At 63.2% G+C, this 21,990-nt stretch carries 22 protein-coding genes and 1 tRNA gene; 14 read left to right on the forward strand and 9 right to left on the reverse strand.

Annotation, left to right across the window (positions count from 1 at the left end):
- Positions 1-111 precede the first annotated feature (111 nt).
- Genes BLT66_RS19605 through BLT66_RS19615 form a run of 3 tightly spaced genes read left to right on the forward strand, consistent with a single transcriptional unit; the run spans position 112 to position 2,163 of the window.
- On the forward strand, positions 112-561 hold the full coding sequence (locus BLT66_RS19605; protein ID WP_092760258.1) for a YybH family protein: 450 nt from the start codon (positions 112-114) through the stop codon (positions 559-561).
- A gap of 54 nt (positions 562-615) precedes the next feature.
- Positions 616-1,611 carry a YheT family hydrolase gene (locus tag BLT66_RS19610; protein WP_092760260.1) on the forward strand — a complete coding sequence of 332 codons (996 nt, stop codon included), beginning with the start codon at positions 616-618 and terminating at the stop codon, positions 1,609-1,611.
- A gap of 3 nt (positions 1,612-1,614) precedes the next feature.
- A complete protein-coding gene (locus BLT66_RS19615) occupies positions 1,615-2,163 on the forward strand; it encodes a DUF2946 family protein (protein WP_092760262.1) in 549 nt (182 codons plus the stop codon).
- Between the two features lie 99 nt (positions 2,164-2,262).
- Here BLT66_RS19615 and BLT66_RS19620 read toward each other — a convergent pair whose 3' ends face one another.
- The gene (locus BLT66_RS19620; protein ID WP_092760264.1) at positions 2,263-2,847 is read right to left on the reverse strand and encodes a c-type cytochrome; all 585 of its coding nucleotides are present in this window, start codon (positions 2,845-2,847) and stop codon (positions 2,263-2,265) included.
- 131 nt (positions 2,848-2,978) lie between these two features.
- On the opposite strand from BLT66_RS19620, the gene BLT66_RS19625 reads away from it, so the two are divergent.
- Together BLT66_RS19625 and BLT66_RS19630 are read left to right on the forward strand one after the other, a co-directional pair.
- Positions 2,979-3,054, forward strand: a tRNA-Arg gene (locus BLT66_RS19625).
- A 43-nt stretch (positions 3,055-3,097) separates the two neighbouring features.
- Positions 3,098-5,068 (forward strand): site-specific recombinase, encoded by a 1,971-nt coding sequence (locus BLT66_RS19630; protein WP_092760266.1) that lies wholly within the window; start codon positions 3,098-3,100, stop codon positions 5,066-5,068.
- 55 nt (positions 5,069-5,123) lie between these two features.
- Here BLT66_RS19630 and rsmI read toward each other — a convergent pair whose 3' ends face one another.
- A complete protein-coding gene (rsmI, locus tag BLT66_RS19635) occupies positions 5,124-6,038 on the reverse strand; it encodes a 16S rRNA (cytidine(1402)-2'-O)-methyltransferase (RefSeq protein ID WP_092760268.1) in 915 nt (304 codons plus the stop codon).
- On the opposite strand from rsmI, the gene BLT66_RS19640 reads away from it, so the two are divergent.
- The 3 genes from BLT66_RS19640 to BLT66_RS19650 are packed head-to-tail and all read left to right on the forward strand — an operon-like array spanning position 6,038 to position 7,731.
- Positions 6,038-6,427 carry a YraN family protein gene (locus tag BLT66_RS19640; protein ID WP_092760270.1) on the forward strand — a complete coding sequence of 130 codons (390 nt, stop codon included), beginning with the start codon at positions 6,038-6,040 and terminating at the stop codon, positions 6,425-6,427. The two genes, rsmI and BLT66_RS19640, sit on opposite strands and share 1 nt — an antisense overlap.
- 48 nt (positions 6,428-6,475) lie before the next feature.
- Entirely contained in the window at positions 6,476-7,075 is a 600-nt protein-coding gene (locus tag BLT66_RS19645; protein WP_092760272.1) for a phosphoheptose isomerase, read from the forward strand.
- An 8-nt stretch (positions 7,076-7,083) separates the two neighbouring features.
- Positions 7,084-7,731, forward strand: a complete 648-nt coding sequence (locus BLT66_RS19650; RefSeq protein WP_255407012.1) for a BON domain-containing protein — start codon at positions 7,084-7,086, stop codon at positions 7,729-7,731.
- 65 nt (positions 7,732-7,796) lie between these two features.
- On the opposite strand, the gene BLT66_RS19655 is transcribed toward BLT66_RS19650, so the two are convergent.
- The 4 genes from BLT66_RS19655 to BLT66_RS19670 form a co-directional block, all read right to left on the reverse strand.
- On the reverse strand, positions 7,797-8,711 hold the full coding sequence (locus BLT66_RS19655; protein ID WP_092760276.1) for an NAD(P)-dependent oxidoreductase: 915 nt from the start codon (positions 8,709-8,711) through the stop codon (positions 7,797-7,799).
- 136 nt (positions 8,712-8,847) lie between these two features.
- Positions 8,848-9,984, reverse strand: coding sequence for a PilT/PilU family type 4a pilus ATPase (locus BLT66_RS19660; protein WP_092760278.1), 1,137 nt, complete (start codon positions 9,982-9,984; stop codon positions 8,848-8,850).
- A gap of 13 nt (positions 9,985-9,997) precedes the next feature.
- Positions 9,998-10,630, reverse strand: a complete 633-nt coding sequence (locus tag BLT66_RS19665; protein WP_092760280.1) for a cyclic nucleotide-binding domain-containing protein — start codon at positions 10,628-10,630, stop codon at positions 9,998-10,000.
- Between the two features lie 25 nt (positions 10,631-10,655).
- The gene (locus BLT66_RS19670; RefSeq protein ID WP_092760282.1) at positions 10,656-11,699 is read right to left on the reverse strand and encodes a type IV pilus twitching motility protein PilT; all 1,044 of its coding nucleotides are present in this window, start codon (positions 11,697-11,699) and stop codon (positions 10,656-10,658) included.
- Positions 11,700-11,735: 36 nt separating this feature from the next.
- Here BLT66_RS19670 and BLT66_RS19675 point away from each other — a divergent pair, with 36 nt between their 5' ends.
- Positions 11,736-12,449, forward strand: a complete 714-nt coding sequence (locus BLT66_RS19675) for a YggS family pyridoxal phosphate-dependent enzyme (RefSeq protein WP_092760284.1) — start codon at positions 11,736-11,738, stop codon at positions 12,447-12,449.
- Here the strand turns inward: BLT66_RS19675 and BLT66_RS19680 are convergent.
- The 3 genes from BLT66_RS19680 to BLT66_RS19690 all read right to left on the reverse strand — a co-directional run bounded on the left by BLT66_RS19680 (position 12,433) and on the right by BLT66_RS19690 (position 14,697).
- A complete protein-coding gene (locus BLT66_RS19680) occupies positions 12,433-13,710 on the reverse strand; it encodes a diguanylate cyclase DgcN/YfiN (protein ID WP_092760286.1) in 1,278 nt (425 codons plus the stop codon). The two genes, BLT66_RS19675 and BLT66_RS19680, sit on opposite strands and share 17 nt — an antisense overlap.
- Positions 13,711-13,798: 88 nt before the next feature.
- Positions 13,799-14,263: an Lrp/AsnC ligand binding domain-containing protein gene (locus BLT66_RS19685; RefSeq protein ID WP_092760288.1), complete on the reverse strand. Its 465-nt coding sequence runs from the start codon at positions 14,261-14,263 to the stop codon at positions 13,799-13,801.
- 8 nt (positions 14,264-14,271) lie between these two features.
- Entirely contained in the window at positions 14,272-14,697 is a 426-nt protein-coding gene (locus BLT66_RS19690; RefSeq protein ID WP_092760290.1) for an Lrp/AsnC family transcriptional regulator, read from the reverse strand.
- A gap of 230 nt (positions 14,698-14,927) precedes the next feature.
- On the opposite strand from BLT66_RS19690, the gene BLT66_RS19695 reads away from it, so the two are divergent.
- The 5 genes from BLT66_RS19695 (at position 14,928) to putA (ending at position 21,931) form a co-directional block, all read left to right on the forward strand.
- The gene (locus tag BLT66_RS19695; protein ID WP_092760292.1) at positions 14,928-15,926 is read left to right on the forward strand and encodes a porin; all 999 of its coding nucleotides are present in this window, start codon (positions 14,928-14,930) and stop codon (positions 15,924-15,926) included.
- A gap of 281 nt (positions 15,927-16,207) precedes the next feature.
- Positions 16,208-17,299: an ornithine cyclodeaminase gene (locus BLT66_RS19700; protein WP_092760294.1), complete on the forward strand. Its 1,092-nt coding sequence runs from the start codon at positions 16,208-16,210 to the stop codon at positions 17,297-17,299.
- A complete protein-coding gene (gene rocF, locus BLT66_RS19705; RefSeq protein ID WP_092760296.1) occupies positions 17,296-18,234 on the forward strand; it encodes an arginase in 939 nt (312 codons plus the stop codon). Before BLT66_RS19700 ends, rocF begins: the two co-directional genes overlap by 4 nt.
- On the forward strand, positions 18,224-18,829 hold the full coding sequence (locus BLT66_RS19710; protein WP_092760298.1) for a MarC family protein: 606 nt from the start codon (positions 18,224-18,226) through the stop codon (positions 18,827-18,829). Before rocF ends, BLT66_RS19710 begins: the two co-directional genes overlap by 11 nt.
- Positions 18,830-18,949: 120 nt before the next feature.
- Positions 18,950-21,931: a bifunctional proline dehydrogenase/L-glutamate gamma-semialdehyde dehydrogenase PutA gene (gene putA / locus BLT66_RS19715; protein ID WP_092760300.1), complete on the forward strand. Its 2,982-nt coding sequence runs from the start codon at positions 18,950-18,952 to the stop codon at positions 21,929-21,931.
- Positions 21,932-21,990 lie beyond the last annotated feature (59 nt).

Here is a 21,990-nt window from a genome sequence, read left to right on the forward strand (position 1 = left end):
CCTAGGTAAGTCTGGGCGTCTGGCCCATAGGCGTTTCACCTTAGCACAGATGCCTGGAGCAGCCACCCCAAAGCAGGGCAAAATCAAAGCACCCTCAATGCCTTGCACGCCATGCCCAAAGCCAAACTCCAAGCGGCCACCGTGGGTGGCAGCGCCGACGACACCGAAGCCGCTTTTTACGATGCCTTACAAAATGGCGATATCGACAAGCTCATGGCCTGCTGGGCCGACGAGGACGATGTCGTCTGCGTGCACCCGGGTGGCGCGCGCATGGTGGGCGTGGCGGCGGTCCGGGCGGGGTTTGACGCGATGTTCAGCCAGGGCCGCATCCGCGCCTGGCCCGAGCATGTGCGCAAGGTTGAAGCCCTGGGCAGCGCGGTGCACAACCTGGTCGAACGCATCGAGGTGATGACGGCCGACGGCCCGCGCGAGGCCTTTGCGGTGGCCACCAACGTGTACCACAAGACCGCCCAAGGCTGGCGCATGGTGGCCCACCATGCGAGCCCGGGCACCGGCCAAGACATGCTGGAGCAGAACGCTGCGCCGACTTTATTGCACTGACCTACTTTTATAAAAAATAAGCCTCTGGCGCATACGGTGAAAGCACAATAAGCTATGAATTATGTAGCGCCCTGGTGGTTGCCCGGTGGGCAGGCGCAAACCATTTGGCCGGCCTTGTATTCGCGCCGCGTGTTCGGCCCCAAGCCGCATTTCCGGCGCGAGCGCTGGATCACCCCCGACCTGGACTTCATCGACATCGACTTCTGCGACGCCGCCGCCATGGTGCCCGACCCGGCTGCCAGCGATACCGACCGGCCTCTGCTGGTGCTGTTCCATGGGCTGGAGGGCTCGTCCGGCAGCCATTACTCTGAGGCCTTTGCCGACTTCGCGCGGGCCCATGGCATGGGCTTTGTGGTGCCGCATTTTCGCGGCTGCAGCGGCGAGCTGAACCTGGCGCCACGGGCCTACCATTCGGGCGACTTTGAAGAAGTCGGCTGGATCCTCAAGCGGCTCAAATCTTGGCACCGTGGCAAGGTGCTGGCGGTCGGCATCTCCTTGGGCGGTAACGCCTTGCTGCGCTGGGCCGAAGAGATGGGTGACCAGGCGCGCCAGACGGTACGGGCCATCGCCGCCGTGTGTGCGCCCACTGACCTGGCCGCCGCTGGCTGGGCCATAGGCCGCGGCATGAACCGGCAAATCTACACCCGCATGTTTCTGCGCAGCATGAAGCCCAAGGCGCTGCGCAAGCTGGAGCAGCACCCCGGCCTATTCAACCGCGAAGCACTGCTGGCAGCGCGGGATTTGTACGAGTTCGATAATGTGTTCACCGCCCCGCTGCATGGTTTCTCCAGCACCGAAGACTATTGGGCCCGGGCCTCGGCCAAACCGCATCTGGCGCAGATCCGCATCCCGACCCTGGTGGTCCATGCGCGCAACGACCCGTTTGTGCCGGTCTGGAGCCTGCCGCGGCAGGACGAGGTGGGCAACCAGGTCACGCTGTGGCAGCCCGCGCATGGCGGCCATGTGGGCTTTCCGCACGGCCCGCTGCCCGGCCATGTGCGCAGCATGCCGGATGCCGTCGGCGGCTGGCTGCTCCAATCGGTGAAGTAATGTATGGATGACATCGTCAAACAAGCCATCGCTAAATGGCCCAACGTGCCCGACTGCTATGGCTGGCTGGGCCTGGACGCGCGCGGCGGCTGGTACATGCGCGACGACCCGGCCCAGGCCGCCGGGCCGTTTGCTGCATCTGCTGGCGGCACGCCACAGAGCAGGGGCTCGCTGCTCAAGCACGAGAAGCTGATCGACTTCATCCAGCGCAACTACGAGAGCGACGCGCGCGGCTGCTGGTTCTTCCAGAACGGGCCGCAGCGGGTCTATGTGGAGCTGGAGATCGCGCCCTATGTGTGGCGCGTGCACAGCGACTTTGCCATCACCGCCCATACCGGACAGGCAGCCCGGGTGCAGCGCTGTGTGCTGGACGAACTCGGCCATCTGTACCTGGAAACCAATCTGGGCTTTGGCCTGGTCCACACCCTGGACATGGCCTATGCCGCCGATGCGGTGGAGCAGGGCCTGTGGGTGCCGCAGCCCGCCGACGCCGCCACGCTGGAGAGCCGGTTCGGCTATGTGCTCAGCCCGCAATTGCTACATAAAAAATAGCTGCTTGCGCAGGTTGGATATGCGCTGGAACGTGATTCAGCCATAAAAAAAGGCCGGTAATGCCGGCCTTTGTCATGGTGGCCACGTGGGCCATTCGATTTACTGTGGAGCCGATGCCGCGTCGGTGGGCGCTGCAGCCACGGGCTTTTGCGGCACCGGGAACTTGGCACCGCCGGCATTGGCCATGTAGACCACGGCGCGGGCGATTTCGGTATCTTCAAAGTCGCCGCCGCCCTGGGCACCCATAGCGCCCTTGCCCTTGAGCGCGGAGTGCAGCAAGGCCTCGTAGCCGGTGGCAATGCGGGCCGCCCAGGCGCTGGCTTCGCCAAACTTGGGCGCACCGGCCACGCCTGCGGTGTGGCAGGTGGTGCACTGGGCCTTGAAGACTTCTTCTCCGGACTTGAGCTCGCGGTTTGCATCGCGGATTTCCACCACGCCCACCTTCTGGATGCGGGCAGCGACGGCCTGGCTTTGCGATTCTGCGGTCATGCCGCCCAGCACCATGGTGTCGGCGGAGTTGGTGCCGGCCGGCTTGGCGTCGGAGACGACGTAGTACACCAGGCCGATGATGATGAAGATCGGCACCACAAACGAGAAAAACACCGCGACGAGCAGTTGCTTGGGGTTTTTTATCGGGCCAGTATGGGCTTCTTCGGCCGCATGATCATGGGGATTGGCGCTCATGGTGTCCTCAAAAATTCGGGGGGCTTTAATTAGCCCGCGAGTATAACCGTCACCCCTTGGCAAGCCCCATGGGGAGCCACTTTCTGCGTTGAAATGGGGACCACCGGGCAGCGGCTACAATCGCTGGCGTTGCGGCTGTAGCTCAGTGGATAGAGTATTGGCCTCCGAAGCCAAGGGTCGTGGGTTCGATCCCCGCCAGCCGCACCATCTTCTCTAGAATAGGCACAAACCCTAGAGAACACCCATCGCATTGACCACACATTCCCTTCCCTCCCTTTTAGACGCACTGGATGCCGACGCGCCACTGGCGCAGCGCCATCTGTGGCTTATCGGTTTGCTGGACTGGATACGTGGCGACAGGCTGTCGCCGGAAGACTCGGTTGCCCGGGTCCAGCGCTTTCTCGAGGCGCTGCAGTCCCGTCCTGAACTGCAGGTACGCCTGCGCCAATGGTGGCGGATACTGGCCGAAACCGTGGACAGCACCATGGTGCTGTCGGACCACGGCTTCTCCCCGCGCACGGCTTTCTTCAGCGAGTTCGTCGACCGCGTGCGCTGCAAAATCCTGCCGGGCACACCCGAGACCACCGATGCCGGCGAGCTGTTCAACCTGGCCTTTACGTCGGCCCAGGACGCAGCCTGGCTGTCGGCACTGGACGACGTCAGCCTGCAGCGCATCGGCAACCTGCTGTCCTCGCCCTCGCGCACGCCCGGCGTCACGCTGTGGCAGGACGAGCTGCTGCAGGCCATCACGTTCTGCGCCAGCCAGATTCTGGCGACCGGGGTGGCATCCGAGCTGCGCCTGCGCATGAGCGTGGCGGCCCGGCAAGCCGAGCCCTTCAACAACCTGCCGGCCGATGTGGAAGCCCTGCGCCTGGCTTTTATCGCCACGCCGCGTGAGCTGCCCGAGCTGGAGGCTGCGGCCCAGCGTTTGCGAGAACGGCTGGAGCTGTGCCGCCAGGCCGCGGCCAGCGTCTACCCGCATTTGAACGACCACGGGATTTCGGTGAACCTGGTGTTCATCCTGCGCCAGCTGCGCGAACGCCTGCTGCGGGTGCGCGACCTGATGGACTGTCTGCTGTCCAGCACGCCCGAGGCCAGTGCCGCGCGCCTGGTGTCGCGGCTGACCGAGGCCGGGCAGGAGCGGCGCAGCCTGCGTTCGCTGGTGCGCGCCAATGCGTCCATGCTGGCCGCCAAGGTGACCGAGCGCAGCGCCGAAACCGGCGAGCACTACATCACCCGCGACCGTGCCGAGTACCGCGGCATGCTGGCCAAGGCGGCCGGCGGTGGCGCGGCTACGTCGCTGACTACGCTGCTGAAGTTCTTGATCACCGCCATGGGCATGACGGCCTTCTGGGCCGGCATGCTTTCAGGGGTGATGTATGCGGCCAGCTTTGTGATGATCCAGCTGATGCACTGGACCCTGGCCACCAAGCAGCCGGCCATGACCGCGCCGGCCATGGCCGCCAAGCTGAAGGACTTGAAAACCAGCGACGCGATTGAAGACTTCGTCGACGAGGTGACGCACTTGGTGCGCTCCCAGGTGGCCGCGGTGATCGGCAACGTCGGCATGGTCACGCCCTGCGTGCTGCTGATCAGCGCGGCCATGCTGTGGGCCAGTGGCAAGCCGATGATCAGCCGGGTCGATGCCGAGCATGTGTTCCAGACCCTGAGCCTGCTGAACCCCAGCACCTTGCTGTTTGCCGCGTTTACCGGGGTGCTGCTATTTGCCGCCAGCCTGATCGCCGGGGCGGTGGAGAACTGGTTTGTGCTGCACCGCCTGGACTCGGCGTTGCGCTACAACCCGCGTATCACGCGTGTGCTGGGCTCGGTGCGGGCCGACCGCTGGGCGCATTTCATGCGCGAACACATCTCGGGCTTTGCCTCGAATATCTCGCTGGGCTTGATGCTGGGCCTGCTGCCGCCGGTGCTGGCCTTTGTCGGCCTGGGGCTGGAGGCGCGCCACGTCACCCTGTCCACCGGCCAGCTGGCCGCCGCCGCCGCGGCCTACGGTCTGCCGGTGTGGAAGATGTCGATCTTCTGGTGGTGCGTGGGGGCGATTCCGCTGATCGGCTTGCTGAACCTGACCGTCAGCTTCTACCTGGCGTTGCAGCTGGCCTTGGGTGCGCACAGCGTCAGCGGGCTGGACCGCCAGCGGCTGCGTTCGGCCGTGCTGCAGCGCCTGCGCCGCCAGCCGCTGAGCTTTCTCTGGCCGCGCAAGTAAATTTATAAGAAATAAGGCTGTAGCGCAGGTAGTACCTGCGCTAGCAGCTATCAATTCAGGAGTCTTCAGTCGCCTCTGGCTTCAGGGCCAGCGCGGCGCTGTACAAGACTTTGCGTGGCTGGCCGGTGATGTCGGTACACAGCTGCACCGCGGTTTTCAGCGGCAGCGCTGCCAGCAGCAGCTTCAGTACCCGCAGATCCTGGGCCGGCGCTTCGGCCGGTGGGGCAGGGTGCACCACCACCACAAATTCCCCCCGGGTGCGCGAGGACTGGGCGGCCAGCCAGGTGCTGAGCTGCTGGGCCGGCACGGTGGCGATTTCTTCAAACTGCTTGGTCAGCTCGCGCGCCACCGTCACCGGGCGGTCGCCCAGGCAGGCCAGGCTGCGCGCCAGGGCTTCGATGCGGTGCGGGGCTTCCAGCAGCACCACGGCCCGCGGCTCGGCCAGCAGGCCCTGGGCGGCGGTATCGCGTTCGGTGGCCTTGCTGGGCAGGAAGCCGGTGAACACAAAGCCTGTGTCTTGCACGATGCCGGCGGCACTCAGCGCCGCCGTGATACTGCTGGCGCCGGGCAGCGGCACCACCGGGATGCCGACGGCCCGTGCAGCCGCCACCACCCGCGCGCCGGGGTCGCTGATGGCTGGCGTGCCGGCGTCGCTGGCGTAGGCGATGCGTTCGCCCTGCTGCAGCCGGCGCACCACGTTCTGCGCAGCTTCGGTCTCGTTGTGCTGGTGCACGGCCAGCAGCTGGGCGTTGGGCTTGTCGATGCCGTAGGCGCGCAGCAGGGCCTGGGTGTGGCGCGTGTCCTCGCAGGCAATCGTGTCCACCAGGCCCAACACATGCAGGGCGCGCAGGCTGATGTCGCACAAATTGCCGATGGGCGTGGCCACGATGTACAGCGTGCCGGCCGGATAATGCTGCGAAGCTGCGGCCTCGTGCGCGGCACTCAAGGCGGAGGCAAAAGAAGCGCTCAATGGGATTCCTCAAAAAGATGGGTCTGGCCACGCCGACCACCAAGCAAGCCGGTGATGCGGCCGAAGACCGGGCGCTGGCGCATTTGCAGGCCCAGGGCCTGCGTCTGCTGGAGCGCAATTATCGGACGCCTGGGCGCGGCGGCGGCGAAATCGACCTGGTGATGCGCGAACCCGACGGCACGGTAGTGTTTGTCGAGGTGCGCCAGCGCGCCAGCGCAGCCTTTGGCGGGGCCGCGGCCAGCATCAGCGCCACCAAGCAAAAGCGCATTGTGTTCGCCGCCCGCAGCTATCTGCTGCGCCTGCACACCCCGCCGCCCTGCCGGTTCGACGTGGTGCTGATCGAGTACGCGGGCATAGAGTGGCTGCGCGCTGCCTTCGATGCAGGCTGAACTTTCGTTTACAAACCGCCTCATACAGCACAGGTATCATTCCGCACCATGATTGAACAACGCATTCAGCAACATTTCATTGACAGCGCCGACCTGAAGTACCAGTCGGCGCAGCCGCTCAGCAAACCTATCGCCGCGGGCATCCAGGCGATGCTGGCCAGTGTCACCAGCGGTGGCAAGGTGCTGGCCTGTGGCAATGGCGGTTCGGCGGCCGATGCCCAGCATTTCGCGGCCGAGTTCGTCGGCCGCTTCGAGCGTGAGCGGCCCGAGCTGGGCGCGATAGCCTTGACTACCGACAGCTCCATCATCACGGCCATCGGCAACGACTACAACTTCGACGTGATCTTTGCCAAGCAGGTGCGCGCGCTGGGCCTGCCCGGTGACGTGCTGCTGGCCATCACCACCAGCGGCAACTCGAAGAACGTGCTGCTGGCGATCGAAGCCGCCCACGAGCGCGAGATGACCGTGGTGGCGCTGACCGGCAAGGGCGGCGGCAAGATGGGCGCTGCTTTGCGCGAGACCGATGTACATATCTGCGTGCCGCACGACCGTACGGCGCGTATCCAAGAAGTCCATTTGCTGGTACTGCACTGCTTGTGCGACGGCGTGGACTCCCAACTCCTGGGCGACCTGGAGTCGCCCCAATGAAAGTCACCATGCAGCGTTTTCTCTTGACCGCCACCACGGCGGTGGTTCTGGCCACCAGCATCTCCGGGTGCATCCCCCTGGTGATGGGCGGGGCGGCCGTGGGTGGCGCCCTGGTGGCGACTGACCGGCGCACCTCCGGCGCCCAGCTGGAAGACGAAGGCATCGAGCTGCGTGCCAACAACCGGATCGCCCAAGCCCTGGGCGAGCGCGCCCATGTCAATGTGACCAGCTACAACCGCCAGGTGCTGTTGACCGGCGAGGTGCCGAACGCCGCCGACCAGGCGAAGCTGCAAGACCTGGTGCTGAAGGTGGAGAACGTGCGTTCCGTCGTCAATGAAGTGGCGGTGCTGGGCGCGTCGTCGCTGTCGCAGCGCTCGTCCGACACGTTAATCACCGGCAAGGTCAAGGCCACGCTGGTGGATGCGCGCGACGTGCAGTCCAACACCATGAAGGTCATCACCGAGCGCGGCGTGGTCTACCTGATGGGCCGTGTTTCCCTGCGCGAAGCCAACCGCGCCACCGACCTGGCGCGCAGCGTCAGTGGCGTGCAAAAAGTGGTGCGGGTGTTCGACATCCTGACCGAAGAAGAGCTGCAGGGCCTGACCCCCAAGCCAGCGCCTGTGACCTCGGCCACCCCCACGCCAGCCACAAATTAAGCGCAAGCTGCCGCCGTCAGGCGGTATGCGTTGCACCCTTGCCCGCCATGGGCAAAGGGGGGTGCTTATTTCAATCGTTTGATCAGGCTGGACGTATCCCAGCGCTGGCCGCCCATCTGCTGCACGTCGGCGTAGAACTGGTCCACCAAGGCGGTGACCGGCAGCCGCGAGCCGTTGCGCTTGGCTTCGTCGAGCACCAGGCCCAGGTCCTTGCGCATCCAGTCCACCGCAAAGCCAAATTCGAATTGGCCGGCCACCATGGTCTTGCCACGGTTGTCCAGCTGCCAGCTCTGGGCAGCGCCCTTTCCGATGACTTCGAGCACCTGCAGCATGTCGAGCCCGGCGTGCTGGCCAAAGGCCACGGCTTCGCTCAGGCCTTGCACCAGGCCGGCGATGCAGATCTGGTTGACCATCTTGGCCAGCTGGCCGGCACCGCTGTCGCCGACCCGGGTGCAGGCGCGCGAGAAAGCCATGGCGGTGGGGGCGATCGCGTCAAACGCCGCCTGGTCGCCGCCGCACATCACGGTCAGCATGCCGTTTTGCGCACCCGCCTGGCCGCCGGAGACCGGTGCATCGATGAAGCGCAGGCCCAGGGTGCGGGCGGCGCTGTCGAGTTCGCGGGCGATCTGGGCCGAGGCCGTGGTGTGGTCGACAAAGATCGCGCCCGGCGCCATGCCAGCAAAGGCGCCGTCGGCCCCCAGCGTGACCGAGCGCAGGTCGTCGTCGTTGCCGACGCAGCAGAACACGATGTCGGCGCCGATGGCGGCCAAGCGTGGTGTTTCAGCATGTTTTGGGGCGCTGGTGCTTGCATACTCTGCGCACCATGCTATGGATTTTGTAGTGGTACGGTTGTACACCGTGACCTGGTGGCCCGCCAGCGCCAGGTGTGCGGCCATGGGATAGCCCATGACGCCCAGGCCGAGAAAGGCGACTTTTTTGGAAGGAACGGGAGCGTAGGTTTTGGGGTTGGTGCTGGACATATCAATCAAAGGATGGAACTAAAAGACAGAACGCAGGCCTTCCAGAAACACCGCAGAGCTGGCTTTGCCAGGCTGCTGGTGTTGCCCCCTGCAAGGGGGTGGGCGGAAACACGTAGTGTGGAGCCTGGGGGTGAGCCTAAACGATTGCGAAATGCTCGGTACCCGCAGCCAGATCCTGGGTTTTGGCGCGCTGGCTGTTGAGCTTGATCTGCAGCCGCAGGTCGTTGAGGGAGTCGGCGTTGCGCAGCGCATCTTCGTAACTGATCAGCTGGTTTTCGTAGGCGTCGAACAGCGCCTGGTCGAAGGTCTGCATGCCCAGGTTGCGGCTCTTCTTCATGATCTCCTTGATCTCGGAGACCTCGCCCTTGAACACCAGATCGGAGATCAGCGGGGTGTTCAGCAGGATCTCGATGGCGGCGGCGCGGCCTTTGCCATCTTGCCGCGGGATCAGGCGTTGCGACACGATGGAGCGCAGATTCAGCGACAAGTCCATCAGCAGCTGCGGGCGGCGCTCTTCGGGGAAGAAGTTGAGAATCCGGTCCAGCGCCTGGTTGGCGTTGTTGGCATGCAGCGTAGCCAGGCACAGGTGGCCGGTTTCGGAGAATGCGATTGCGTGTTCCATGGTCGTGCGGTCGCGGATTTCGCCCATCAGGATCACGTCGGGCGCCTGGCGCAGCGAGTTCTTCAGGGCGTTATCCCAGCTGTCGGTATCCAGGCCGACTTCGCGCTGGGTCACCACGCAGTTCTTGTGGGCGTGCACGAACTCGACTGGGTCTTCGATGGTGATGATGTGGCCAAACGAGTTGTCGTTACGCCAGTCGACCATGGCCGCCAGGGTGGTCGACTTGCCGCAACCGGTGCCGCCGACCAGGATGCACAGGCCACGCGCGGTCATCACCACGTCCTTCAGCACTTGCGGCAAAGCCAGGCCGTCGATGGTGGGGATGGCCACCGGAATCACCCGCAGCACCATGCCGACCTTGCCTTGCTGCACGAAGGCATTGACGCGGAAGCGGCCGATGCCGGCGGGGGCGATGGCGAAATTGCATTCCTTGGTGCGCTCGAATTCGGCGGCTTGTTTGTCGTTCATCACCGCGCGGGCCAGCGCCAGCGTGTGGGCGGCGCTCAGCGGCTGGGGCGATACCTTGGTCAGGCGTCCGTCCACCTTGATGCCGGGTGGAAATTCGGAGGTAATAAACAAGTCACTGCCGTTGCGGCTGACCATCAACTTCAGGAGGTCGTTAATGAACTTGCTGGCTTGGTCGCGTTCCATCGTATGGGCCCTGCTAGTTGGGACGGTCGCTGAAGCGGGCGCTGATGGCGCGCAGCCTGAGGGACAGTTTGCGTGCGAGTAAGGCGATCAGGCTGGCCGCCAGCCGGGGGTCGGTGTTCATCATGTCATCCATCGACTCGGCGCTGAGCGCGGCGATTTCGCAGTCGTCCAGCGTGGTGCAGGCCGAGAAGCGGATGCCGCTGTCGAGCAAGGACATTTCGCCCAGGATGTCGCCGGGCTTGGTTTCGGCCAGCCGCAGGTGTTCGCCCCAGGGCTGTAGGCGGTCCACCGCGATCGTGCCTTTGAGCAGCACCACCATGAAGTTGCCGTATTCGCCCTGGCGAATGATGTCGCGCCCGCCAGGCACCAGTGCAAACTGGAAGAAGCGCTCCATGCGTTCGATGGAGGCTGCATCCAGCTGCGCCATGTTCTTGTCCTTGGCCCACAGGGTCTGCAGTAGTTTCACACTGTTGCCGGACGGAAGGCGCTTGGCGCCGACCTCGACCGCGCGGGCGTCCCAAGGCACCAGCATCGACGGGTCCACATTCTGGCCGTTGAAGGCCGTGGTGAAGAGCACCGAATCGGGCGTGGCGGACTCGGGCTTCGGGCCCGATTTAGCGAGTAGAAATTCGAGAATACCCTTCATGGGGTGCTCCAGTGGTCTGTCATGGTCAACCTGGGAAATTCTCAGGAATTTTGGCTTTGCCCCGGGCTTCTGCAGGGCTGATGATATTGCGGCGCACCAGGTCGGTCAGGTTCTGGTCTAGGGTTTGCATGCCCACGCTGTTGCCGGTCTGGATGGTGGAGTACATCTGCGCCACCTTGGCTTCGCGGATCAGGTTGCGGATCGCGCTGGTGCCCAGCATGATTTCGTGCGCCGCCACCCGGCCCTGGCCGTCCTTGGTTTTGCACAGGGTTTGCGAGATCACGGCCTGCAGCGACTCGGACAGCATGGCGCGGACCATTTCTTTTTCTTCGGCCGGGAACACGTCGATGATCCGGTCGATGGTCTTGGCAGCGCTGGAGGTATGCAGGGTGCCGAACACCAGATGGCCGGTTTCGGCCGCCGTCATGGCCAGGCGGATGGTTTCCAGGTCGCGCATTTCGCCGACCAGAATCGCGTCGGGATCTTCGCGCAATGCGGAGCGCAAAGCGGCCGCAAAACTCAGCGTGTGTGGCCCGACTTCGCGCTGGTTGACCAAGCATTTCTTGGATTCGTGGACGAACTCGATCGGGTCTTCGACGGTCAGCACGTGGCCGTATTCGGTTTCGTTGAGGTGGTTCACCATGGCCGCCAGGGTGGTGGACTTGCCCGAGCCGGTCGGCCCTGTGACCAGCACCATGCCGCGCGGCTTGAGCGCCAGGTCGCCAAAGATCTTGGGCGCGTTGAGCTGCTCCAGCGTCAGGATCTTGGACGGAATGGTCCGCAGCACGGCGCCCGCACCCCGGGCGTGGTTGAAGGCGTTAACCCGGAAGCGGGCCAGGCCTTCGATCTCGAACGAGAAATCGACTTCCAGAAACTCTTCGTAGTGTTTGCGCTGGCTGTCGCTCATGATGTCGTAGACCATGGCGTGGACGGTTTTGTGGTCCAGCGGATCGACGTTGATGCGCCGCACATCGCCGTGCACCCGGATCATGGGCGGCAGCCCGGCCGACAAATGCAAGTCCGAGGCCTTGTTTTTTACGCTGAACGCGAGCAGTTGGGTGATGTCCACGGATCCCTCGATGTTTGGTACGCTGTGGGTTTGATTATGACTACCATTAGTAACAATCTCCAAGGCGTTCGTGCACGTATCGCTACAGCCTGCGCACAGGCGGCCCGCCCGGTCGATAGTGTGACTTTGCTGGCCGTTTCCAAAACCTGGGGCCCCGAGGCGGTGCGCGAGGCTTTCGCCGCCGGGCAAACCCGGTTTGGTGAAAACTATATCCAGGAGGCGGTCGACAAAATCACCGCTTTACGAGAGCTGCCCCTTGAGTGGCATTGCATCGGCCCGATCCAGAGCAACAAAAGCCGCCTGGTAGCCGAGCATTTTGACTGGGTACACACGATTGACCGGCTGAAGATTGCCCAGCGGCTCAGCGACCAGCGTCCCGCGCATTTGCCGCCGCTGCAAGTCTGTTTGCAGGTCAATGTGGACGGCGGGCTGACCAAGTCGGGTATCCACCCGGATGAAGCTGTAGAACTGGCTGCCCAGGTTGCCGAGCTGCCGCGCTTGAGCTTGCGTGGGCTGATGGTGATTCCTGAGCCTGTCAGCGACTACGAGGGTCAGCTGGTAGCGCTTCGGCAGGCCAAAGCCTTGTTTGATGCCATTGCCGCCGGGCTGCCGGGGGCTGCGCAATTCGATACCTTGTCCATGGGCATGACCGCTGACTTGGAGGCGGCCGTGGCGGCGGGCAGCAGCATGGTGCGGGTAGGTACGGCTATTTTTGGTGGCCGGGTTGTAGGTACTACAGCGATTCCCTGAGGTCTGAGGTGTCGGCCTCCGTGCGGGCAATATGGCGTTGTCCACGCTGCTGGGTTTTGACGCGGTACATCGCGCTGTCGGCTGCCCGCAGGAGCTGCTCCGCGGTTTGGCCGTGGACGGGGTAGATCGCAATACCGATACTCAGCGACGGCACGATACGGTCTGCGGGGCGCTGCACCAACGGTTCAGCCATGCTGGCAATGATCTTGTCGGAAATGCGTGTCGCATCCTCGATGTTGTGCAGTGGTGCCAGCAAAACCGCGAACTCGTCGCCACCCAGGCGGGCTAAGACGTCGGTTTCCCGTATTTGCGCCCGCACACGCTTGGCTACTTCTACCAGCAGCGCATCGCCAGTGGCGTGCCCGTACCGGTCGTTGACAGATTTGAAGTGGTCGTTGTCGAGGTACAGCACGGCCAGTCCGCTGCCCTCGGTTTGGTTATCTTGCAGTACGCGGCTCAGGCGGCGGCGGAAGTAGGCGCGGTTTGGCAGGCCCGTCAGGCTGTCATGGTTGGCCAAATGCGATAGCGGCTGGTCTTCCTGCTGGCGTTGGGTCTGGTGGGCTTCGATTTCTTCCAGCAGCGCATTGAGGTCTTCGCCCAATTGGTGCAACTCGGTAATCTTCGACGCAGGTGCGCGGGTCTGCGTTGGCCGCTCCTGGCGGGCCGCATGGGCGACGGCGATCAGGGCTTGTAAAGGCTGCACGACATCGCGTAGGACCCGGCGTGACAGCTGGCGCATGGCCAGGCCACCCAAGGCCAGGCACACAAGTGCGCCGGCCAAGCCAGTGAACAAGAGCCAGACAAAGCCGGAGCCATCGCCGCGCAGCCGCACCTCGCCAATCTGCTTGCCCTGAACCACTACGGCGGCGGTGGTTGGCTGCGTGAGCAACAGGCTGGCCAAGCAGTCCCCCACGGTATTGAGCAGGCTGTTGGTGTTGCGCCGGTACTGGCCGAGCACTGCGCCCTTGGCATCTAGGACGTGGGCGTGGACCAGGGACTCCTGGGCGGCGATGTGGCTCAGTGCTGCCTGGATGGCCATCGTGTCCTTGACCGCGACTGCGGCCTCGGTGGTGTAGGCGATGGAGCTGGCGACGCGCTGCAGGTTGTGCTGGGCTGATGCGCGCAGGGCCATGAATGCGGCCAAGCTCAGCGCGAACCCCAGCGCCAGCAGCATCAGCATGGCGACCTTGAAATGGGCTTGCTGTAGTGTGGCTAGCAGGCTGGTCTGCTCACCCGGGGCGCTCAGGGCCGTGGTTTTCATGGGCGGTTGTCGTAGCAACGAATGGACCGGTACACCGCTGCGGTTGGCCTGCGGTCATGAATCAGAATGCCCAGCAGGGTTTCTGATTTCATAGCAAGCGCAGGCGGGTGGAGTTCTTGACTTCTTCCATCACGGCATAGGTCCGGGTCTCGCGCACGCCGGGCAGTTGCCATAGCACCGTACCCGCAAATTCGCGGTAGGCCAGCATATCCGCCATGCGGGTTTTGAGCAGATAGTCAAATCCGCCTGCCACCATATGGCATTCCATGATTTCAGGCCTTACCTGTACGGCCGCTTTGAAGGCATCGAACACATTGGGAGTGGTGCGGTCCAGCAGGACCTCGACAAACACCATCATCGATGCCCCCAGCTGCAGCGGATTCAGCCGTGCTTCGTAGCCCAGTATGTAACCATCCTTGGTTAGCCTTTGCACACGTGCCAATACGGCAGTGGGCGACAACGCTACCTTTTCGGCCAGCTTTAGATTGGATATGCGTCCATCTTCCTGTAAAAAATCCAGGATCTTCAGATCAATACGATCCAGGTCAAGCAAAGTGGGGCTCACGACAGGCGGTAGGTTTCTAAGTGGATGCTGGTTTCGGTGCTGCTGATGCCTTGCACCAGCCGGATGCGCTCCAGCACTTGGGATAACTCCGACAGGTTGGCTGCCCGCAACTCGGCCAATAGATCCCAGCGCCCATTGGTGTCGTGCAGGGTTGCCACGCCGGGCTCACCTAAAAGGCTGCTAATGACCGCACGTGTTGCGTTGCCGGCGACTGCAATCGACATCCAGGCGCTGATCCCTTGGGGCTGCGCGTCAGGTCTGAGCCGTACCGTATAGCCCACGATGACGCCTGCGTCTTCCAGCTTGGTGATGCGGTTGGTCACCGTACCGCGCGATACATCCAGCTTCTGTGCCAGGGTTGCGACCGTGGTTCTGGCGTCCTTACGCAGCAGCGATATCAGTTGTTGGTCAATTGCGTCCATGTTTTCATTCTGATATTAGCGATTGCCTAAGTGTCAGCTGACTGGCAATAAGTTCTATAAATTAATAGTTTGAAGCGCAGAAATGTTGTTGCAAATCGATACGATGTAAAGAAGCCGTCATATTGTGTGGTTATTACAACAATGGAAGAGGTTTTTATAGGGTTATCGCTAGTTGCCGAATCTTTTGCGGCAAACTTCGAACACCAATTTTTCAACCCGATAGGAAACCCATGAAAAAAAGTCTGATTGCTTTGGCTGTTTTGGCCTCCACCGGCGCCGCAATGGCCCAGTCTTCCGTTACCTTGTACGGTATTGCTGACGTTAACTTGCAATCCAGCAAGGTCACCAATGGCGTTCGCCAAACTGCTCTGGAAAGCGGCGGCGTGTCCGGCAGCCGTTGGGGTATCAAGGGTTCTGAAGACCTGGGCGGTGGCTTGAAGGCCAATTTCGTCCTGGAAGGCGGTTTCAATATTGATGACGGCACGAGCCGCACCAATGGTTCCATTTTTGACCGTCAATCGTATGTTGGCTTGTCCGGTGGTTTCGGTGAGATCCAACTGGGCAATTCTTGGTCCGCTTTGGATGACATCCATGGCACCGCGAATGCCGTTTTTGACTCCATCCTGTCGCCTACCGCTTACATCCAAGCCGGTTACGTTGCTAGCCCTAAGAACCAAATCAAGTACATCTCCCCCAGCTTCGGCGGCGTGACCGGTACCGTGGCATATGGCTTGGGTGAAAACAAGACCGCTACTTCCAACGCTAAGAGCATTTTTTCTCTGAATGTCCAGTACGCTGGCGGCCCTCTGTATGTTGGTTACGCTTACCAAAACGACAAGAAGTCTGATGCTGTCGCTACCGGCGGTTCCGGCTTGACCACCAAGCACAACCTGGTGAACGCTACGTACGACCTCGGCGTGGCTAAGCTGCTGGCTAGCTACCGCAATGTGAAGAACCCTGACACCGGTTACGACAAAGAAAACACCGCGCAAATCGGTGTTGACGTACCAGTCGGTGCAAGCCTGGTGTTGTCCACCGGTTACGCTAGCGCCAAGTCGGAAGCTGCTGGCGTGGCTGACCTGAAGACCAACGGTTTCGCTGTTGGCGCTTCTTACAGCCTGTCTAAGCGTACTTCGGTGTACACCGGCTTGAACTTGTCTGAGTACAAGATTGCTGGTACGAAGACCAAGCTGAACCTGTACGCAGTTGGCATCCGCCACGCGTTCTAATTGCCTGCCGGCATAACGCCGGTTTGCATTTAGCAATGATAAAAAAGCCACCCGGCATGCCGGGTGGCTTTTTTTTGGTCCGCGCATGGGTAATTGATGTTTTGGTAGAAATATCTGCCATATTGCTAATATTTAAGCATAAAGATGGCATTGTTGACGATATACATTGGCATGGCATCTTGCGACACTGGCTGCATTCCACGGATCTGCAGCTGCTGAAAGCCAGACGGCCCCAGCGTATGCAGGTCACTCCAAGCCAAAGCACGCCAAGGGCCCGCACCATGAACAGCACCACCTCACTCGCCACCACCCCCTTTCTCAGCGCCCATGACGTGGCCACCATTGTTCAGCGCAAGGGGCTGGATGCCTGCCTGCGCGGCATGGCCGATGCGATCCATGCGGACTTTCTGCGCTGGCCTGAATTTGACAAGTGCGCGCGCGTCGCCAGCCACTCGGCAGACGGTGTGATTGAGCTGATGCCGATTGCCGATGCCCACAGCTACGCCTTCAAGTACGTCAACGGCCACCCCAAGAATAATGCCTTGCACGGCCTGCCCACGGTGATGGCGTTTGGCGTGCTGGCCGATGTGGCTACCGGTGTGCCTGAGCTGCTGAGCGAATTGACCCTGACCACCGCCATCCGCACCGCAGCCACCTCCGTAGTCGCAGCCCGCGCGCTGGCCCGGCCGAACAGCCGCAGCATGGCGCTGATTGGCAACGGCGCGCAAAGCGAATTCCAGGCCCTGGCCTTCCACCATCTGATGGGCATCCAGGAAGTCCGGTTGTTTGACACCGATCCGCTGGCTACCGCCAAGCTGGCCGACAACCTGCGCGCCACCGCCCTCAAGGTGGTGATCTGCGCCAGCACGGCCGAGGCGGTGCGCGGAGCCGACATCGTGACCACGGTCACTGCCGACAAAACCAATGCCACCATCCTCACCCCCGAGATGCTGGAGCCCGGCATGCACATCAACGGCGTGGGCGGCGACTGCCCTGGCAAAACCGAGCTGCACCCCGATGTGCTGCGCGCCGCCAGCGTATTCGTCGAATACGAGCCGCAAACCCGCATCGAAGGTGACCTGCAGCAGCTGCCGGCCGACTTCGCCGTGACCGAGCTGTGGAATGTGCTGGCCGGCACCGCCACCGGCCGCAGCAGCGCCACCCAGATCACCGTGTTCGACTCGGTCGGCTTTGCGATGGAAGACTATTCGGCCCTGCGCTTCATGCGCGACACCGCCCGTGAACTGGGCTTGGGCCAGCGCCTGGCGCTGATTCCCGACCTCGCCGACCCGAAAGATTTGTATAGTCTGGTACGCCCCACCGCGCTGCGCGCCGTGGCACCCGCCCCACTAGCAGAAACAATAGCAGCATGAGCAATACCAGCATGGGCGTAAGCCTGATTGGCGTCCCCACCGACATCGGCGCGGGCGTACGCGGCGCGCGCATGGGCCCAGAGGCTCTGCGGGTCGCTGGCTTGGCCCTGGCCCTGCAGCAGTCGGGGCTGGACGTACGCGATTGCGGCAATATCCGCGGCCCGGCGAATCCCTGGCAGGAGCCGGTGGACGGCTACCGCCACCTGCCCGAAGTGGCCCAGTGGAACGAGCTGACACACAACGTGGTCTACAAAGAACTCAGCGCAGGCCGGCTGCCCATCATGCTCGGCGGCGACCACTGCCTGGGCATAGGCTCGATCAGTGCTGTCGCCCGCCATTGCCGCGAAACCGGCAAAAAGCTGCGCGTGCTGTGGCTGGATGCGCATGCCGACTTCAACACCGCGGCGCTGACCCCCAGCGGCAACATCCACGGCATGCCGGTGGCTTGTTTGTGCGGCCATGGCCCGCGCGAGCTGGTCGAGATCGGCGGCCATGTGCCAGCCATCAGTGCGCGCGAGATCGTGCAGATCGGTATCCGTAGCGTCGATGCCGGCGAAAAGCGCTTTGTGCATGAACAGGGCATCGAAGTCTTCGACATGCGCTTCATCGACGAGATGGGCATACGCCACACCATGGAAATGGCGCTGGATGGCCTGGACGACAACACCCACTTGCACGTCAGCCTGGACGTGGATTTCCTCGACCCGGTCATCGCCCCCGGCGTCGGCACTACCGTGCGTGGCGGTCCGAACTACCGTGAAGCCCAGCTGTGCATGGAGATGATTGCCGACACCGGCCTGCTGGCCTCGCTGGACATCGTCGAGCTAAACCCCGCGCTGGATGTGCGCAACCAGACCGCCGAGCTGGCGGTCGACCTGGTGGAGAGCCTGTTTGGTAAAAGCACGCTGATGCGCCAAGTCACCGATGCCACATGACTTTTTGTCCGCCCTGCTGGTCCTGCTGATCGTTATGGACCCGCTGGGCAATGTGCCCATCGTGCTCAGCCTGTTGCGCGATACGCCCAAGGAGCGGCGCTTTCTGGTCATCACCCGCGAATGCCTGTTTGCGCTGGCCATCCTGCTGGTCTTCATGCTGGTCGGCGACCGGCTGCTGCATGTCATGCACCTCACCGACGCCTCGCTGGAAATCGCTGGCGGCGTGATCCTGTTCCTGATCGCCATGGGCATGGCCTTCCCCAGCATGGGCGTCAGCTTCTCCGGCCCCGAGCAAGAGGCCGAGCCCATGCTGGTGCCGCTGGCGATTCCCATGATTGCCGGTCCGTCTTCCCTGGCCACCGTGCTGCTGCTGGCCTCGCGCCAGCCCGAGCGCGCCTGGACCTGGGCTGGTGCCATCACCCTGAGCATGGTGGTGGTCTGGCTGGTGCTGCTGTCGGCCAATGGGCTGGCGCGGCGCATTGGCAAATCGGGCCTGATCGCACTCGAACGCCTGATGGGTTTGCTGCTGGCCGCCATGGCGGTGCAGATGCTGATCTCAGGGCTGCGCAACGCCTTTCCCATGATCGCGCATTAACGGTTTTTGTAGATTTAAAAACTAGTTTGACGTAGAAATTTGGTGAAACTATCGGGTATTGGCGCGACAAACTAGCGGATATTGCAATCTGTAGACCCTCAATTTCCACCGGAGTTCACCATGCGCTTGCCCACCCCTTACCGGCCCGAGGCCGAAGTCGTCGCCCACCGTCTTGCCGCCTTGTCGGGCGCGCTGGAATGGGCTGTTGCCTCCGCCCCCGCCCGGCCTTGGGTGCAGGCCGTGCGCGACAACCCGCCGCCGTTCTGGGCCATGGAAAGCCTGCTGCGCGAATACCCGATCTCCAGCGCCGAGGGCCTGGCCCTGATGCGCCTGGCCGAAGCCTTGCTGCGCGTGCCGGATGCCGAAACCGCCATCGCCCTGACCGCCGACCAGCTGGGCCGTGCCGACTTTGACGGCATGGACGAAACCGGCGCCGCCCAGGTGCTGGGCCGCTCTACGCTGGCCAAGCTGTCCAGCAGCGCCATCGCCTTGTCGAAGAAATTCCTGCCCGATGCCGAAGCACCGCAAGGCCTGCTGACCAAGCTCGGCGCCAAGACCGTGGTGGCGGCCACCGTGCGTGCCGTGCAGCTGCTGGGCCGGCAGTTTGTGCTGGGCCAGACCATTGGCGACGCCATGGATGAAGCCGCTGCCGCGCGCAAAAAGCAGGCCCAGCTGACCTATAGCTACGACATGCTGGGCGAGGGCGCGCGCACCGACGCCGATGCGCTGAACTATCTGCAAAGCTACAAGAATGCTATCGAAGCCATAGCTGGCCGCGCAGACAAGGCGGGCGTATGCGAGAAGAATGACGGTATTTCCATCAAGCTCAGCGCCCTGCACCCGCGCTATGAATGGACCCAGCGCGAACGCGTGCTGGCCGAGCTGGTACCGCGCGTCTGGAGCCTGTGCGAGCAAGCCGCCCGCGCCAATATCAACCTGACCATAGACGCCGAAGAAGTCGACCGCCTGGAGCTGTCGCTCGACGTATTCGAGGCCCTGGCCGCCCTGGTCGCCCAGCATCAGCCGCAATGGCGCGGCTTCGGCCTGGCCATGCAGGCCTACCAGACCCGGGCGCTGGAACTCATTGAACACATCGCCAGCATCGGCCGCAAATACAAGCTGCGCCTGATGTGCCGCCTGGTCAAGGGCGCGTACTGGGACTCGGAAATCAAGCGTGCCCAAGAACTCGGCCTGCCGCACTATCCGGTATTCACCCACAAGCACCACACCGATGTGTCCTACCTGGCCTGTGCCAAGGCGCTGCTGGACGCGCCCGATGCCATCTACCCGCAGTTCGCCACCCACAACGCCGCCACCATCGCCGCCATCCTGAGCCTGGCGGCCAAGAGCGGCAACCCGTTCGAGCTGCAGCGCCTGCACGGCATGGGCGAGGGCGTGTACCGCGAGGTGCTGAAGAACCCGCTGATCGGCTGCCGCGTCTACGCCCCGGTGGGCAAGCACCGCGATCTGCTGGCCTACCTGGTGCGGCGTCTGCTGGAGAATGGCGCGAATTCGTCCTTCGTGCACCAGCTGGCCGACGAGTCGGTGGGCATGGAAGAAATCCTGGTGTCTCCCCTGCGCTTGGAGCCGGAATCAGCCTTTGTGCTGCCGCCCAAACTGTTCGGCGCTGGCCGCAAGAACAGCGCTGGCCTGGACCTGGAAGTCGCCACCCAGCGCGCCGCGCTGCAAACCGCCTTCGACAACCTGACCGTACCATCGGTGCCAGAGTTTGATGCCAAAAAGGCCGCTAGCGCATATTCCACCAGCGCAACCAGCTACAAAATATGGAGCAAAACCCCGGTCGCCGAGCGCGCTGCGCTGCTGCGCCAATGCGCCGATGCACTGGAACACCAGATGCCGCGCTTCTGCGCCATCCTGGTCAAGGAAGCCTTCAAGACCTGGGGCGATGCCGTGTCCGAAGTGCGCGAAGCCGTGGACTTTTTGCGCTTTTATGCCGACGAGGCCGAGCGCATCATGGCGCCGGTGGCCTTGCCCGGCCCGACCGGCGAAACCAATGAGTTGCGCCTCAGCGCCCGCGGCGTCTGGGTCTGCATCAGCCCCTGGAACTTCCCGTTGGCGATCTTCATGGGCCAGGTGGCGGCGGCACTCGCCACCGGCAACACGGTCTTGGCCAAGCCGGCCGAGCAAACCCCGTTCGTCGCGCTGGAAGCCGTGCGCCTGCTGCACTCGGTGGGTGTGCCCGAAGCCGCGGTGCAGCTGCTGCACGGCCCGGGCGAAACCGTCGGTGCGGCGCTGGTGGCGCTGCCCGGCATCGCCGGCGTGGTGTTCACCGGCTCGACCCCGGTAGCCCGCATCATCAACCGCGCGCTGGCCGCCAAGGACGGTCCCATCGTGCCACTGATCGCCGAGACCGGCGGCATCAACGCCATGCTGGTCGACAGCACCGCGCTGCCCGAGCAGGTGGTCGATGCCGTGGTGCAAAGTGCCTTCCGCAGCGCCGGCCAGCGCTGCTCGGCGCTGCGCCTGTTGTGTGTGCACGACGCCATTGCCGACCACGTGATCGAGATGGTCCAGGGCGCCGCCAAGGAGCTGGTGCTGGGCAACACCGCAGAGTGGGCGACCGACGTGGGACCGGTGATCGACAAGGAGGCTTTTGACGGCATCCAGAAGCACATCCAGCGTTTGCATTCCACGGCGAAACCCTTGCTAGCGCAATCAGCACCTACGCCGGCAGCTGGCAACTTGATAGCGCCACAGGCTTTTGAGCTGAAGCAGGTGAGCGACGTGGCGCAGGAAATCTTCGGCCCGGTGCTGCACATCGTGCGCTGGTCGGGCGATCCGCAGACCGTGATCGAGCAGATCAACGCACTGGGCTACGGTCTGACCCTGGGCATCCAGACCCGCATCGACAGCCGCGCCCACGCGCTGGCGGCGGCCGCCCACATCGGCAACGTCTACATCAACCGCAACATCATCGGCGCGGTGGTCGGCGTGCAGCCCTTCGGCGGCGAAGGCCTGAGCGGCACCGGCCCCAAAGCCGGCGGCCCGCACTACCTGTACCGCTTCTGCGCCGAGCAGACCTTGACGGTGAACACCACGGCGGCCGGCGGCAATGCGGCGCTGTTGGCGTCCATGCCCTGATTTGCTATGGAATAGAGAGCTGCTAGCGCAGGTGAAGTCTGCGCTAGCAGCCTAAAAAG

This window comes from Rhodoferax sp. OV413 (genome assembly GCF_900104385.1).
Classification (GTDB): domain Bacteria; phylum Pseudomonadota; class Gammaproteobacteria; order Burkholderiales; family Burkholderiaceae_C; genus Rhodoferax_B.

Coding starts and splice junctions, on each gene's coding strand:
- BLT66_RS19605 (WP_092760258.1), top strand. CDS start 112: ATGCCCAAAGCCAAACTCCAAGCGGCCACCGTGGGTGGCAGCGCCGAC.
- BLT66_RS19610 (WP_092760260.1), top strand. CDS start 616: ATGAATTATGTAGCGCCCTGGTGGTTGCCCGGTGGGCAGGCGCAAACC.
- BLT66_RS19615 (WP_092760262.1), top strand. CDS start 1,615: ATGGATGACATCGTCAAACAAGCCATCGCTAAATGGCCCAACGTGCCC.
- BLT66_RS19620 (WP_092760264.1), bottom strand. CDS start 2,847: ATGAGCGCCAATCCCCATGATCATGCGGCCGAAGAAGCCCATACTGGC.
- BLT66_RS19640 (WP_092760270.1), top strand. CDS start 6,038: ATGGGATTCCTCAAAAAGATGGGTCTGGCCACGCCGACCACCAAGCAA.
- BLT66_RS19645 (WP_092760272.1), top strand. CDS start 6,476: ATGATTGAACAACGCATTCAGCAACATTTCATTGACAGCGCCGACCTG.
- BLT66_RS19650 (WP_255407012.1), top strand. CDS start 7,084: ATGCAGCGTTTTCTCTTGACCGCCACCACGGCGGTGGTTCTGGCCACC.
- BLT66_RS19655 (WP_092760276.1), bottom strand. CDS start 8,711: ATGTCCAGCACCAACCCCAAAACCTACGCTCCCGTTCCTTCCAAAAAA.
- BLT66_RS19660 (WP_092760278.1), bottom strand. CDS start 9,984: ATGGAACGCGACCAAGCCAGCAAGTTCATTAACGACCTCCTGAAGTTG.
- BLT66_RS19665 (WP_092760280.1), bottom strand. CDS start 10,630: ATGAAGGGTATTCTCGAATTTCTACTCGCTAAATCGGGCCCGAAGCCC.
- BLT66_RS19675 (WP_092760284.1), top strand. CDS start 11,736: ATGACTACCATTAGTAACAATCTCCAAGGCGTTCGTGCACGTATCGCT.
- BLT66_RS19680 (WP_092760286.1), bottom strand. CDS start 13,710: ATGAAAACCACGGCCCTGAGCGCCCCGGGTGAGCAGACCAGCCTGCTA.
- BLT66_RS19690 (WP_092760290.1), bottom strand. CDS start 14,697: ATGGACGCAATTGACCAACAACTGATATCGCTGCTGCGTAAGGACGCC.
- BLT66_RS19695 (WP_092760292.1), top strand. CDS start 14,928: ATGAAAAAAAGTCTGATTGCTTTGGCTGTTTTGGCCTCCACCGGCGCC.
- BLT66_RS19700 (WP_092760294.1), top strand. CDS start 16,208: ATGAACAGCACCACCTCACTCGCCACCACCCCCTTTCTCAGCGCCCAT.
- rocF (WP_092760296.1), top strand. CDS start 17,296: ATGAGCAATACCAGCATGGGCGTAAGCCTGATTGGCGTCCCCACCGAC.
- BLT66_RS19710 (WP_092760298.1), top strand. CDS start 18,224: ATGCCACATGACTTTTTGTCCGCCCTGCTGGTCCTGCTGATCGTTATG.
- putA (WP_092760300.1), top strand. CDS start 18,950: ATGCGCTTGCCCACCCCTTACCGGCCCGAGGCCGAAGTCGTCGCCCAC.